The 14809-nt window shown below is 51.2% G+C and carries 8 protein-coding genes and 3 rRNA genes; 2 read left to right on the forward strand and 9 right to left on the reverse strand.

The genetic code is table 11. From position 1 onward, the window contains the following. Positions 1–79: 79 nt before the first annotated feature. The 3 genes from tmk to MHI42_RS20425 all read right to left on the reverse strand — a co-directional run bounded on the left by tmk (position 80) and on the right by MHI42_RS20425 (position 2876). Positions 80–721, reverse strand: a complete 642-nt coding sequence (gene tmk / locus MHI42_RS20415) for a dTMP kinase (RefSeq protein WP_039305713.1) — start codon at positions 719–721, stop codon at positions 80–82. Next, complete coding sequence (locus tag MHI42_RS20420; RefSeq protein WP_342420486.1) at positions 722–2470, reverse strand: aminotransferase class I/II-fold pyridoxal phosphate-dependent enzyme; 1749 nt, start codon at positions 2468–2470, stop codon at positions 722–724. Between the two features lie 220 nt (positions 2471–2690). Continuing rightward, positions 2691–2876 (reverse strand): sigma factor G inhibitor Gin, encoded by a 186-nt coding sequence (locus tag MHI42_RS20425; RefSeq protein ID WP_039305710.1) that lies wholly within the window; start codon positions 2874–2876, stop codon positions 2691–2693. Positions 2877–3085: 209 nt separating this feature from the next. Between MHI42_RS20425 and MHI42_RS20430 the strand changes: the two genes are divergently transcribed. Then, a complete protein-coding gene (locus MHI42_RS20430; RefSeq protein ID WP_342420487.1) occupies positions 3086–3610 on the forward strand; it encodes a hypothetical protein in 525 nt (174 codons plus the stop codon). An 84-nt stretch (positions 3611–3694) separates the two neighbouring features. Here the strand turns inward: MHI42_RS20430 and MHI42_RS20435 are convergent, their stop codons facing one another. The 6 genes from MHI42_RS20435 to gyrA all read right to left on the reverse strand — a co-directional run bounded on the left by MHI42_RS20435 (position 3695) and on the right by gyrA (position 13511). Then, positions 3695–4108, reverse strand: coding sequence for a hypothetical protein (locus tag MHI42_RS20435; RefSeq protein ID WP_039305704.1), 414 nt, complete (start codon positions 4106–4108; stop codon positions 3695–3697). 259 nt (positions 4109–4367) lie between these two features. Next, positions 4368–4484 (reverse strand): 5S ribosomal RNA (gene rrf, locus MHI42_RS20440). 124 nt (positions 4485–4608) lie between these two features. Continuing rightward, positions 4609–7537 (reverse strand): 23S ribosomal RNA (locus tag MHI42_RS20445). A 246-nt stretch (positions 7538–7783) separates the two neighbouring features. Next, positions 7784–9341: ribosomal RNA gene (locus MHI42_RS20450) — 16S ribosomal RNA — on the reverse strand. Together the 16S, 23S and 5S rRNA genes form the textbook arrangement of a ribosomal RNA operon. A gap of 376 nt (positions 9342–9717) precedes the next feature. Beyond that, positions 9718–10818, reverse strand: a complete 1101-nt coding sequence (locus MHI42_RS20455) for an HD-GYP domain-containing protein (protein WP_342420488.1) — start codon at positions 10816–10818, stop codon at positions 9718–9720. Positions 10819–10964: 146 nt separating this feature from the next. Then, on the reverse strand, positions 10965–13511 hold the full coding sequence (gyrA, locus tag MHI42_RS20460) for a DNA gyrase subunit A (RefSeq protein ID WP_342420489.1): 2547 nt from the start codon (positions 13509–13511) through the stop codon (positions 10965–10967). Between the two features lie 343 nt (positions 13512–13854). Between gyrA and MHI42_RS20465 the strand changes: the two genes are divergently transcribed. Then, the gene (locus MHI42_RS20465; protein WP_342420490.1) at positions 13855–14742 is read left to right on the forward strand and encodes a YheC/YheD family protein; all 888 of its coding nucleotides are present in this window, start codon (positions 13855–13857) and stop codon (positions 14740–14742) included. Positions 14743–14809 lie beyond the last annotated feature (67 nt).

The following is a 14809-nucleotide window of genomic DNA, read 5'->3' on the forward strand; positions in this document are numbered from 1 at the left end:
AATTTCTCGCAGCAGCAGCCATCCCGCTGCAGGTCTGTGTGTAACCATTATACCTCTATTGTTTATTTGACAAAACCTCTTAGAAATCCTTTAATATCCGGTCTTTCAGTGTCTGTACAATGTCCTGCTCCACCATATGGATCGGGCGGTTGGCATCAAGCACAACAATCCGCTGCGGATCGGAATCCACCACGAGCTGATAACCGGCCTTAACCTTCTGGTGAAATTCAAGGCTCTCCAGATCCAGACGATTGACTTCCCGGTTCTGATTGGCTGCTATCCGAGACAACCCCACCTCAGGATCAACATCAAGATAGAAGGTAAGGTCAGGCATCCTGCCGCCGGTCGCGAACCGGTTAATTCCCCACACTTCCTCGATGCCGAGTCCTCTTGCATACCCCTGATAGACTAGGCTGCTGTCTACAAAACGGTCACATAATACAGTAATCCCCTCCTGCAGTGCAGGCTCGACTACTTCCGCCAGATGCTGGCTTCTTGCTGCCGCGTATAACAGGGCTTCTGTCCGGGCATCCATAGCCGTATGGGCCGGGTCCAGAATAATGGAGCGGATCTTCTCGGCGATTTCAATTCCGCCCGGTTCGCGGGTGATTAAGTAGGGCATGGAATGATTCTGCAGATAAGCCGCTACTCTGCCGAGTACGGTTGTTTTACCGGAGCCGTCGCCTCCCTCCAGAGTAATGAAGAAACCTTCTCGCTTCACTTATACTTCTCCGCCCTTCTGAATGTTGTATACCTTAATATGCTGTAAGGCGGGATCGGCACAGGCCTGAAATTTAGCCCCGCCATCGCGGAGGCTGCCCAGCCTGCCGCATATGGACTCTGTTATGATCTCTCCGGGATAAAGCAGCGGTATTCCGGGCGGATAGGGAATAACCATTTCGGCCGCCACTCTGCCCGCACTTGCTTCAAGCGTTATACTCTCTGTCTCCTCAGCGGCAACCGGCTTCGTGGAGAACCGGACCGGAGCTGAGATCAGCGATGCGCTGAAATTGTTCCACGTGGAATTTGGGCTGGAAAAGGCTGACATAACCTCTTCCCCAATATTGTATGATGCAGCCGCCAGTATGGTCATGGAGCTGCGATCCGATTGAGATTCTGCGATAGGGCTAGAGGCAGCGACAAGGCCAGCGCCTGCTGCCTCATCAAGAGCAGAGCCGGAACCAGCAGCATACTTGGCCCCGGAGTCACAGGCTGCTTCTGTGCCTTCCGTCTGCGGCACCCCGCAGGCTGTCTGCGCCGCGATATCCCGCAGCGCCTCCAGCAGCACCGCTGCATCCTCTGCCTTCGAGCCGAGGCTGAAGGCCAGTACCACGTGCCGGTCGTCGCTCATCTCCGGCACGATCCCTCTTTCTTCGAGCCTGCGCTGCAGCTCGAAGCCCCCCAGGACCCCGGCGGCGTCATAAATGACGGCCTTAAAGGGGTCCTGTGTCCCGTACGCCGCCCCGCGCTGCGGCGGCGTATCTGTCTCTGCGGCGTCAGCATCGCCGCAGGTGCGCTGCAGCGGCCTGGCCGGCTGCAGCAGCTGGAAGCGCGGCAGCGAAGCCAGGCCGCGCCGCAGCACGTCCACGGCGGCGAGCCCCGCCGTGAAGGCACCGGCGCGCTGGCTGTGCAGCAGCCGCCGGGCCAGATCGAGCGAAGCCATCACGGGGTATGATGGGCTGGAGCTCTGCACCATGGCGAGGCGCTGGCGAAGCAGCGCGCGGTCGAGCCATGGCCCTTGCACATGCAGCATGGCGCCCATCGTCAGCGCCGTCAGCATCTTGTGCGTGGACTGCACCACGCCGTCCGCGCCACAGGCAAGCGCCCCGGCTGGAAGCGCCGGGTGCTGTCCGTAATGCGCCCCGTGCGCCTCATCCACCAGCAGCGGAATCCCGCTGTCGTGACAGGCCTGCGCGAGGGGCGCAAGATCGCTGCCCATGCCGTAGTAATTCGGCATGGTAACCAGTACGGCGGCAGCCTCCGGATATGCCGCCAGTGCAGCCTGCACCGTTTCTGCCGCCGGTGCAACCGCAAGCCCGCTGCCCGGATCCATCTGCGGCTCCAGGAACACGGCATGTGCCCCGGCCAGCATCAGTCCGTGGATTACAGATTTGTGGACATTACGCTGCAGAATAAGCAGCATTCCCGGCTCATAGCAAACGGTCAGGATAAGTGCAAGGTTCCCCGCTGTGCTGCCGCCAACCAGAAAGAAGCTCTCCTCTGCGCCGAAACAATCCGCTGCCAGCTCCTGTGCCTCCTGAATTACCCCTTCAGGATGATGAAGATCATCCGTTCCGGTAATCTCTGTCGCATCATAGCGCATCACGTCAGCCAGATACCCTGCACCACCGGTATTCCGGTAAGCTTCACCATTCTTGTGCCCCGGCACATGATAAGATATATTACCCTTAAGTCTATATTGTTCCAGCATTTCGTATACAGGTGCCCTGCCAGGCTGTAAATTGTTCATTTGTTCTTCCTTCCCTGGGGGTTACCTTCTATTTTAACGCAAATATACCCAAACGCCTATTATTATGCGCAAAGTCTTCCCGAAACAACAAAACGGCTTCCCACACCAGACCCTGGCGGAGAAACCGTTAGAGGAACTCTTTTATTTGCAGCCAACGCGACACACATCCACCGCCCGCTCTTTATATACTTACTTGTAAATCGTTGCTGCTGTTGTTGGGTTAAGCATTCTTCTGCAGATTGATTTTCTTCATCCGGCCAATGAAAAAACGGTACTTGGCATCTTCAGCCTCTGTGCGCACCATCTCACTCTCACAATCTTCACAGATGAAATGCGAGACAATCACAATGCCTTCTTCCTTTTCTTGCCCGCAGATGATGCAAGCCTGTGCGGTTTGCTGTTCCATATTCATCCCACCTTGACTCTTTTAAGATCAGTATGGTACACCTTCTATCATTTTAAACCTTTTCATAGTTTTTTCCTAATCCTTCATAGCCTGAAATATATATATTCGCCTACTGCCCATTCGGTGTATCTGATCCCGGGTTTAATAAAACACACGGTTAGGCCGATATTAATATCAAGAGAACTTGTGAGGAGGTCTGAATTTTCTTTATGGAACCAAACACCAAAGGCGCTGCTACATTCTATCAATACAAGCTTATCAAAAAAATTAATATTTCCGCATCCCTGCTGCGGGTCTATATTGCGCTTCCTTTTGTGTTCCTTGTGTTGGAAACAGTTTTCCTATCCTGGCTAAGCATCCTGTTCATGATTATTGCCGGACCCGTAATGCTGTGGATTCAATATGTTATTTCACGTTCAGTTCTGCTGATCTCCGGTCACCCTATCGTAAAACGGTGGAAAATATCCCTGCACCTGCCCTGGCCCGGTTATATGCCTGATCAATATATTAACTATGGCATCTTCCGCAAAGTACAAATGCATAACCTATGGATCGGTCTCTGCATTACAGCGCTCTTTATCGTCTGGGCACCTCCTGCATTTACCGCATCTTTAGTGATATGCCATCTTTGGCTGCTGCTGCCCCGCCTGTATACCCTTCTGCGGCTGCGCAGCGAAGCGAAAGACGGCATGCTGAAATTTAATCCGGCGGATGCCTCCTATTACGCCCAATAACCTTAAGCGATCATACATACGGGCGCATATTCAACCTGCATCCCACACAAAAAAATCGCCATCCCTATACGGACGGCGATTTTTTTATTTGCTCTTTAATCCTTTGGTGGTGACTTTCTTTTCCTTCGGGATCATTACAATGAAGTAGCCATCATGCACGGTTAAGTGTACAATAAGTCCTTCCTTCTGAAAAACGCGGGAGCTTCCGGAATCCTCATTACTCTGCTCTTCCCATCCCCATGCCTTGATCTCCTCCAGATAAGGCTCAGGTACACCCTTCTTCTCTTTCAGCCCGGGTAAAGAGTACCTTACATAATCCATAGCCACGTTCGTAGTGGTCCTGTCGGGGGAACTGGCTTCTTTAGGAACGGGAAAGCTTTTCTCATTGAGCGCACCGTCAAAAGTCTCCCAGGCCGGCTCCTTAGTTCCGCAGCCGGCCAGCATAACTCCAACTATACAAAGAATAACTAATATCCATAAAGGTTGGGTTCGCTTCATACCTTAAATCCTCCTTACCTCTACCATGCATCTAAAGACGCAAGAAAATTCAAAGTTAGAATTTATCTGTAGTTCATTCGTATTAAGGCCTCTGCTTAATATTTGCACTTTTCTATTATACTTGGAACTATCGACACGTCGGTAACAAAAATGTCACTCGTTTGTAAGCGTTTCATTTATTGTTTCTGCTTATTTGTCCTCTTTTTCTCACTATATAAACAAAAAAGCCACTGTCGATTGCTCAACAATGGCTTCATGTGCTTGGCGGCGTCCTACTCTCCCAGGACCCTTCGGTCCAAGTACCATCGGCGCTGGAGGGCTTAACGGTCGTGTTCGGGATGGGTACGCGTGGAACCCCTCCGCTATCGCCACCAAACATGATTTTTCGAAGCTTCCGCTTCTCGAAATCGCTGCAGAAAATATCAAACCATAGGTTTAACATCCTGCCAGGCTTGATCGCCTGAAAACTGAATCCGAAACGAATCTGCGCTCTAAGAAATTTGGATAAGCCCTCGACCGATTAGTATTGGTCAGCTCCATGCATTGCTGCACTTCCACCTCCAACCTATCTACCTCGTCGTCTTCAAGGGGTCTTACTAATTGGGAAATCTCATCTTGAGGGGGGCTTCACGCTTAGATGCTTTCAGCGCTTATCCCGTCCGTACGTAGCTACTCAGCCATGCTCCTGGCGGAACAACTGATGCACCAGCGGTACGTCCATCCCGGTCCTCTCGTACTAAGGACAGCTCCTCTCAAATTTCCTGCGCCCACGACAGATAGGGACCGAACTGTCTCACGACGTTCTGAACCCAGCTCGCGTACCGCTTTAATGGGCGAACAGCCCAACCCTTGGGACCTACTTCAGCCCCAGGATGCGATGAGCCGACATCGAGGTGCCAAACCTCCCCGTCGATGTGGACTCTTGGGGGAGATAAGCCTGTTATCCCCAGGGTAGCTTTTATCCGTTGAGCGATGGCCCTTCCATGCGGTACCACCGGATCACTAAGTCCGACTTTCGTCCCTGCTCGACTTGTTGGTCTCGCAGTCAAGCTCCCTTATGCCTTTGCACTCTTCGAATGATTTCCAACCATTCTGAGGGAACCTTTGAACGCCTCCGTTACTCTTTAGGAGGCGACCGCCCCAGTCAAACTGCCCGCCTGACACGGTCCCCGTACCCGATTAGGGCACTAGGTTAGAACCTAGATACGATCAGGGTGGTATCCCAACGGCGCCTCCGCAGAAGCTTGCGCTCCTGCCTCAACGGCTCCCACCTATCCTGTACAGATCGTACCCAAATTCAATATCAAGCTGCAGTAAAGCTCCATGGGGTCTTTCCGTCTTGTCGCGGGTAACCTGCATCTTCACAGGTATTAAAATTTCACCGGATCTCTCGTTGAGACAGCGCCCAAGTCGTTACGCCATTCGTGCGGGTCAGAATTTACCTGACAAGGAATTTCGCTACCTTAGGACCGTTATAGTTACGGCCGCCGTTTACTGGGGCTTCGGTTCACAGCTTCGGATTGCTCCTAACCACTCCCCTTAACCTTCCAGCACCGGGCAGGCGTCAGCCCGTATACTTCGCCTTGCGGCTTCGCACAGACCTGTGTTTTTGCTAAACAGTCGCTTGGGCCTTTTCACTGCGGCCCCCTCGGGCTATTCACCCTACCGAGGCACCTCTTCTCCCGAAGTTACGAGGTCATTTTGCCGAGTTCCTTAACGAGAGTTCTTCCGCGCGCCTTAGAATTCTCTTCTCGCCTACCTGTGTCGGTTTGCGGTACGGGCACCTTCTCCTGGCTAGAGGCTTTTCTTGGCAGTGTGAGATCATGACCTTCGCTACTACAATTTTCGCTCCCCATCACAGCCCAGCCTTATCGATGTGCGGATTTGCCTACACATCAGCCTCACTGCTTAGACGGACACTTCCATCAGTCCGCGTCACTACCCTCCTGCGTCACCCCATCGCTCATAGCGGATTACGGTGGTACAGTAATTTCAAACTGTTGTCCTTCGACTACGCCTTTCGGCCTCGCCTTAGGTCCCGACTTACCCTGAGCGGACGAGCCTTCCTCAGGAAACCTTGGGCTTTCGGCGGATCAGATTCTCACTGATCTTTTCGTTACTCATACCGGCATTCTCACTTGTATGCTGTCCAGCGCTCCTTACGGTACACCTTCAACCTACATACAACGCTCCCCTACCCCAGATGCAAAGCATCTAGCCATAGCTTCGGTGGTGTGTTTAGCCCCGTTACATTTTCGGCGCAGAGTCACTCGACCAGTGAGCTATTACGCACTCTTTCAATGGTGGCTGCTTCTAAGCCAACATCCTGGTTGTCTGTGCAACTCCACATCCTTTCCCACTTAACACACACTTGGGGACCTTAGCTGATGGTCTGGGCTGTTTCCCTTTTGACAATGGATCTTAGCACTCACTGTCTGACTCCCGGCAAGAAGTTAATGGCATTCGGAGTTTGACTGAGCTTGGTAACCCTTGCGGGCCCCGCACCCAATCAGTGCTCTACCTCCACCACTCCATTCACCGAGGCTAGCCCTAAAGCTATTTCGGGGAGAACCAGCTATCTCCGAGTTCGATTGGAATTTCTCCGCTACCCCCACCTCATCCCCGCATTTTTCAACATGCGTGGGTTCGGGCCTCCAGTGCGTGTTACCGCACCTTCACCCTGGACAGGGGTAGATCACACGGTTTCGGGTCTACGTCCACATACTAAATCGCCCTATTCAGACTCGCTTTCGCTGCGGCTCCGGCTTCTCACCTTAACCTTGCATGTTAAACGTAACTCGCCGGTTCATTCTACAAAAGGCACGCCATCACCCATAGATCGGGCTCTGACTTTTTGTAAGCACACGGTTTCAGGTTCTATTTCACTCCCCTTCCGGGGTGCTTTTCACCTTTCCCTCACGGTACTGTTTCACTATCGGTCGCCAGGTAGTATTTAGCCTTAGCAGATGGTCCTGCTGGATTCATACGGGGTTTCACGTGCCCCGCACTACTCGGGATCCGTCTCGGAGAGAACACAGTTTAGGCTACAGGGCTTTTACCTCTATCGCGGGCCTTTCCAGACCTCTTCGCCTACCATATTCCTTTGTAACTCCATGTGAGACGTCCCACAACCCCAAGGGGCAAGCCCCTTGGTTTAGGCTGTTCCGCGTTCGCTCGCCGCTACTGACGGAATCACTATTGTTTTCTCTTCCTCAGGGTACTTAGATGTTTCAGTTCCCCTGGTCTGCCTCTACATTTCCTATGTATTCAGAAATGAGTAACTGCGAATTACCACAGCTGGGTTTCCCCATTCGGACACCCCCGGATCAAAGCTTGCTTACAGCTCCCCGAGGCAGTTTCGTTGTTCGCCACGTCCTTCGTCGGCTCCTGGCGCCTAGGCATCCTCCGTGTGCTCTTATTAGCTTAACCATGCGTTTTCCGTTAGGGAAATCGCTGTATCAACTAATAACTATTTCAACTTGCTTACACAAGTTTCAGCTAAAAGATGTTCTAAAACGCAAATTCGTTTCGGTATCCAGTTTTCAAGGATCAAGGTAAAGATGAGAGCTTAAACTCTCAAAACTGACCAACGAGTGAGTAACAGGCCTAAACCTGAGTTTTGGAAGTAATACTTCCGATTTGAATGTCACCATTGCAGGTGACGATTCTCCATAGAAAGGAGGTGATCCAGCCGCACCTTCCGATACGGCTACCTTGTTACGACTTCACCCCAATCATCTACCCCACCTTCGGCGGCTGGCTCCCTTGCGGGTTACCCCACCGACTTCGGGTGTTGTAAACTCTCGTGGTGTGACGGGCGGTGTGTACAAGACCCGGGAACGTATTCACCGCGGCATGCTGATCCGCGATTACTAGCAATTCCGACTTCATGCAGGCGAGTTGCAGCCTGCAATCCGAACTGAGACCGGCTTTGCTGGGATTGGCTCCACCTCGCGGTTTCGCTTCCCGTTGTACCGGCCATTGTAGTACGTGTGTAGCCCAGGTCATAAGGGGCATGATGATTTGACGTCATCCCCACCTTCCTCCGGTTTGTCACCGGCAGTCACTCTAGAGTGCCCAGCTTAACCTGCTGGCAACTAAAGTCAAGGGTTGCGCTCGTTGCGGGACTTAACCCAACATCTCACGACACGAGCTGACGACAACCATGCACCACCTGTCTCCGATGCTCCGAAGAGGGGCACTATCTCTAATGCTTTCATCGGGATGTCAAGACCTGGTAAGGTTCTTCGCGTTGCTTCGAATTAAACCACATACTCCACTGCTTGTGCGGGTCCCCGTCAATTCCTTTGAGTTTCAGTCTTGCGACCGTACTCCCCAGGCGGAGTGCTTACTGTGTTAACTTCGGCACCAAGGGTATCGAAACCCCTAACACCTAGCACTCATCGTTTACGGCGTGGACTACCAGGGTATCTAATCCTGTTTGCTCCCCACGCTTTCGCGCCTCAGCGTCAGTTACAGCCCAGAAAGTCGCCTTCGCCACTGGTGTTCCTCCACATATCTACGCATTTCACCGCTACACGTGGAATTCCACTTTCCTCTTCTGTACTCAAGTCACCCAGTTTCCAGTGCGACCCCAGGTTGAGCCCAAGGTTTAAACACCAGACTTAAATGACCGCCTGCGCGCGCTTTACGCCCAATAATTCCGGACAACGCTTGCCCCCTACGTATTACCGCGGCTGCTGGCACGTAGTTAGCCGGGGCTTTCTTCTCAGGTACCGTCACTCCGGTAGCAGTTACTCTACCGGACGTTCTTCCCTGGCAACAGAGCTTTACGATCCGAAAACCTTCATCACTCACGCGGCATTGCTCCGTCAGGCTTTCGCCCATTGCGGAAGATTCCCTACTGCTGCCTCCCGTAGGAGTCTGGGCCGTGTCTCAGTCCCAGTGTGGCCGTTCACCCTCTCAGGTCGGCTACGCATCGTCGCCTTGGTGAGCCGTTACCCCACCAACTAGCTAATGCGCCGCAGGCCCATCCCCAAGTGGCAGATTGCTCCGCCTTTCATTCTCTCTTCAGGAGAGGAAAGAAATTATCCGGTATTAGCTACCGTTTCCGGTAGTTATCCCAGTCTTGAGGGCAGGTTGCCTACGTGTTACTCACCCGTCCGCCGCTAAGCATGAATGGAAGCAAGCTTCCATTCAAACTCCGCTCGACTTGCATGTATTAGGCATGCCGCCAGCGTTCGTCCTGAGCCAGGATCAAACTCTCCAAATTGGTTTTAGAAAGAGCGATTGCTCATTTTGAAACATCTGACGAGAATTTTCATTCTCTTTTTTGGAAGTCACTTTCGTGATTTCCGATACTCACTCGTTGTTCAGTTTTCAAAGATCAAGCTCGTTGTCAGCGCCGCTCATCGCGTCACCATCAACTCTTATAATATATCACATCCAGCCGATCAATGCAAGCTCTTTTTTCAACTTCTTTTCGAGCTCGGCGTTGATGTTTCGCGACCAGAAATAGAATATATCACGTATGGATTCTGATTGCAAGCATTATTTTGAAATCAATTATAAAAGCTATGCCCCTAATAACCGCCCGGACATGGCCAGCCTCAGATGACATAGCTTCTGTTCATCATACCCGCTTACCCTTAAGCAATAATCTCCTGAATATGCAGCTCGCGTTCATTGACCAGATTCACAATCTTGCCCTCTACCTGAACCATTGGCCTTGTGGGATTAGTGCGATCCGTGAAGATGATTTCTCCGTGACGCCCGTCGCTGAGCCGTATCCGTGTGCCATTATACAGATCCGTTGTTTTTTGAATGAAAGTTTGTACAATAACCGGGTCAAGCTTCCCGAAGCTCTCCTTCTGGATCTGCTCCAGTACCAGATAAGGCGACTGAGCCTTTCTGTAGGCTTTTTCAAGCGTCATGGCATGAAAGATATCGGCTACTGCAACAATCTTGGCATAGAAGTGAATCTGGGTGCCTTCCAGCTTAAGCGGATAACCGGAACCGTCGATCTTCTCATGATGCTGCAGGGCGGCTAGTCTGACGCCTTCGTTGATTGCTGTAACATTGCGCAGCAGCTGGTATCCATAAGTGGTGTGCCTGCGTACTTCTTCTATCTCCGCGCCCGTCAGGGGAGTCGGTTTGTGCAGCAATGTCTCATCTACCTTAATGTTACCTATATCATGAAGCAAGCCGGCAAAGGCAGCCTGCATCCAATCCTTTTGCGGATATCCGCACCACTGGGCAATTTTATATGAAGTTAGGGCAGATAATACAGCGTTATGATAATTATAATCCTGGTCAAACAGAACACGCGGTGCAAACTTCAGGACATGATAATCCTTCAAATGGCTGATCAGCAGCTCCAGTTGGCTCCGCAATTCAAAAATCGGAAGTACCGCTGCGGTTGCTGCACGATAGCTCTGCTTGATAAGCACCAGCATTTTCTCATACTCATCATGAAGCGGAGAATTACTTTTGGCTAGTACGGACTCATTGATCAGCGCACCTGCTTTGGCGCTCTGCTGCTTAGCTGGCGGTTTGGACACTTCTGGGGCTTTGTCCTCTCCCTGAACTCCCTCAATTTCAACTTGTCCTATCAAAAAAGCTTGGAGAATCTCAATATCCCGCGGAAGTATGATCTTGCCTTTACCGAATAACACTCCTCCCAAAGGAGTGATTACATCCTTAATAATCTTTGATCCCGCCTTGATCTCTCCAACGGATATGTTTGGCATAAATTCAGCCCCTTTATTTCTGTGACACCTGTAATTCTCTAATTATAGTATGTAACCCGGCAAGCGGCTAGAGAGAGGACTTCCATTCCATAAATAAAAAAGCATGAGCTTCTATAATCAGAAACTCATGCTTTTGCTGCAAAGGATTATTCGACGCTATCGTCTTCGTTCCCGGTATCAGTTTCCGCTTCAGGCTCGCTGACTTCGCCATCGCCTTCCACTGCTGCACCTTGAATTTCTTCGCCGTCCTCTTGCTCGGACTGGTCATCTTCCTCTTTATCTACTCTGCTCAGCGTTGCAACTGCGTCATCCTCACGGATATTAATCAGCTTAACACCCTGCGCATAACGGCCCATGGTAGAAATTCCATCCATGCTGGTCCGGATCAGTGTTCCACTCGTTGTAATAATCATCAGGTCCTCGTCATTCTTGACAACCTTCAGCCCCACAACCGGTCCGTTCTTATCGGTAAGGTTAATGGTCTTGATGCCTTTACCGCCACGGGTCTGGGAACGATAATCGCCGGCAGGCGTCCGTTTACCATAACCCTTGGTTGTTACGATCAGCACTTCAAGCCCCTTGTCCACACAGTCCATACCAATGACATGGTCATTGTCGTCAAGCGTGATACCCTTAACCCCTGTAGCACTGCGGCCCATGGAACGGACATCGCTCTCCGAGAAAGTAATCGACATTCCGCGTGCCGTACCGATAATCAGATTCTGCTCTCCATCTGTCAGCTTCACTTCGATCAGTGAATCTTCCTCGCGAAGATTGATCGCTATCAGACCGCCCTTGCGGATGTTGTTGTAGTCTTCCAGAGGTGTCTTCTTCACGATTCCCTCACGGGTAGCGAAGAACAGGTATTTGTCGCTGTCCGCTTCCTCCACCTGGATTACCGCACTAATCTTCTCGCCCTGCTCAATTTGAATCAGGTTGATGATCGGCGTCCCCCGGGCGGTGCGGCCAAGCTCCGGAATCTCATAAGCCTTAATCCGGTACACCTTACCCTTGTCGGTGAAGAACATCAGATAGTTGTGGGAGTTACTCACGAAGAGATGCTCTACAAAGTCCTGGTCCTTGGTGTCCATCCCGATTACCCCGCGGCCGCCGCGCTTCTGGCTGCGGTAAGTGCTGACCGGAAGACGTTTGATGTAACCGGTATGTGTAATCGTGATTACAACCTCTTCACGCGGAATCAGATCCTCATCCAGAATGCTCTCTTCCCCAACCGTAATTTCCGTACGGCGGTCATCAGAGTACTTATCACGAATCTCCTGCAGCTCATTGCTGATAATATCCAGTACGAGATGCTCGTTAGCCAGAATCTCCTTGTATTCAGTGATTTTGGCGAGCAATTCGTTATATTCATTCTCGATCTTCTCACGTTCCAGACCAGTCAGGCGCTGCATCCGCATATCGAGGATTGCCTGAGCCTGCTCCAGGCTTAGACTGAAGGTCTCCATCAAGCCTTCACGGGCAATATCTGTTGTCCGTGAAGCACGGATAAGAGCAATAACCTCATCCAGATGATCGAGGGCAACACGCAGGCCTTCCAGAATATGCGCCCGGGCTTCCGCCTTCTTCAGGTCAAACACGGTCCGGCGGCGGATAACTTCGATCTGATGCTGCAAATAATGATACAGCACATCACGCAGGTTCAGAATCTTCGGTTCATTATTGACGATAGCCAGCATGTTAATCCCGAAGGTAGACTGCATGGAGGTATGTTTGTAGAGGTTGTTGAGCACGACGCTAGGATTCACATCACGTCTCATTTCAACGACTACACGCATTCCGTTACGGTCAGATTCATCACGCAGATCCGTAATGCCTTCGATACGTTTCTCACGCACCAATTCAGCAATCTTCTCAACCAGTCTGGCTTTGTTGACCTGGTAAGGAAGCTCGTGCACAATAATCCGCGCTTTACCGTTGTTCTCTTCAATCGTCGCTTTGGCACGCATCGTAACCGATCCGCGTCCTGTGCGGTAAGCCTGACGGATACCTTCACGGCCCAAAATATAACCGGCCGTCGGGAAATCCGGGCCCTGAATATATTCCATAAGCTCCATAGGTGTAATGTCAGGATTCTTGATCATTGCCTGCACACCATCAATGACCTCGCCCAGATTGTGCGGAGGAATATTGGTGGCCATACCGACGGCAATCCCCGAAACCCCGTTCACAAGCAGGTTAGGGTAACGCGCCGGCAATACTACAGGCTCATTCTCTTCACCGTCATAGTTGGGAGCGAAATCAACCGTTTCTTTGTTCAGATCGCGGAGCATTTCTCCGGCAATTTTGGACAGCCTCGCTTCGGTATAACGCATCGCAGCTGCCATATCTCCGTCAATAGAGCCGAAGTTTCCGTGGCCGTCTACGAGCATATAGCGCATGGAGAAATCCTGTGCCATACGTACCATTGTTTCATAAACCGCCGAGTCACCGTGAGGGTGATACTTACCGATAACCTCACCGACGATTCTCGCTGATTTCTTGTGAGGTTTATCCGAGGACATTCCAAGTTCCGACATCGCAAACAAAATGCGTCGGTGAACAGGCTTAAGTCCGTCCCGCACATCCGGCAAAGCCCGGCTTACAATGATGCTCATTGCGTAATCCATAAAGGATTCGCGCATTTCCACGCCAATGTCCCGATCCCTGATTTGCGGGTTATTTTGTTCAGCCATGAGTTGGTGGACCTCCTTCAGTTAAAAACCGCTACCCTTTATTATATTACTTTCACAAAAGCAGCACAATTAAACATGATAGCCTTTTATCTTCTATATTGATTTTCTTTTAGTACGGATAAGGATATACGCCCTTTCCGCTGGTGTCTTCAGTACATAGACTGTAAAGACAAGAAGAATGGCTTTATGACCCTGATTTCGTCCAAAAAAGCATAACCCCATATCCTTATATTATAACATTGTTTAGTTAGATTGTCCTGAAAATTCGCCACAGATGAACAAACGGATATACGTTCATCTGTGACGAAACCGGCAACCGCACCACTACCCAAGGAGGCAGAAAATGAGGATTCAGCGCGTGTCCAGTAAGTGGGCAAAAACGAAAGTCATTCTTCAGAACCGCCTGCTCTCGGTCTTCATTCCGGAAACACGTAAATACGCCCTGGAAGATTTGAAAGAGCTGCTGGGTCTGTACGGAACGGTGTATATCAAACCGGACCGGGGGACCTACGGCAGCGGAGTCATGAGAGCTGAACAGCGGATAGTTCATTTAAGCCCAAGCGAGCATCAGCCGGACTTCAGCCAACCGGAAACAGAACCTTTAACATGTGAAGCAGAAGCACCGGCAGAACCCAAGCTGATGTATATTCTGAGATACGCCAAGGATGCAGAAATCTTCAATACACCGGAAGAGCTTCATGCTGCCCTGTTGCCGCGGATTAAGGGGCGTTCTTATCTCGTTCAGCAAGGCATTGATTTGCTTCAGCATCAGGACCGGCCGTTTGACCTGCGGGTACTGACCCAGAAGAATCTTCAGGGGTCCTGGGAGACTACAGGCATGCTCGGGCGGGTGGCTGCTCCGCAAAAGGTGGTCACCAACTATCACAACGGAGGCAGCATTTTTTCGGTAGATGCCCTGTTCAAAGAACATATGACGCCCGAAGAAATGACGGCAACCATCCAGCAGCTGAAATCACTGGGAGTCAGAATCGGGTCCCAGCTGGAAACAGCTTATCCGGGCCTCAAAGAAATTGGACTGGATGTAGCGATGGATCAGCATCATGATCTATGGCTGCTTGAAGTTAATACGCTACCTTCGATCATCGTCTTCAAAATGTTTCCGAACAAAGCCATTTACCGCCGAATCCACCGCTATGCTGTTGCCTATGGACGTTTGAAGCGCACCCGCCCGTCGCCAACCTACCGCCGCAGACGAACACTCAAGCATTAAAGTTATGCCAAAAAAACTCTCTGACTGCATTAAAAAACCTCCGGTCCTCCTATAAGGGAGGAATCCG

The sequence above is a fragment of the Paenibacillus sp. FSL E2-0178 genome (genome assembly GCF_038593005.1).
Classification (GTDB): Bacteria; Bacillota; Bacilli; order Paenibacillales; family Paenibacillaceae; genus Paenibacillus_AQ; species Paenibacillus_AQ phytohabitans.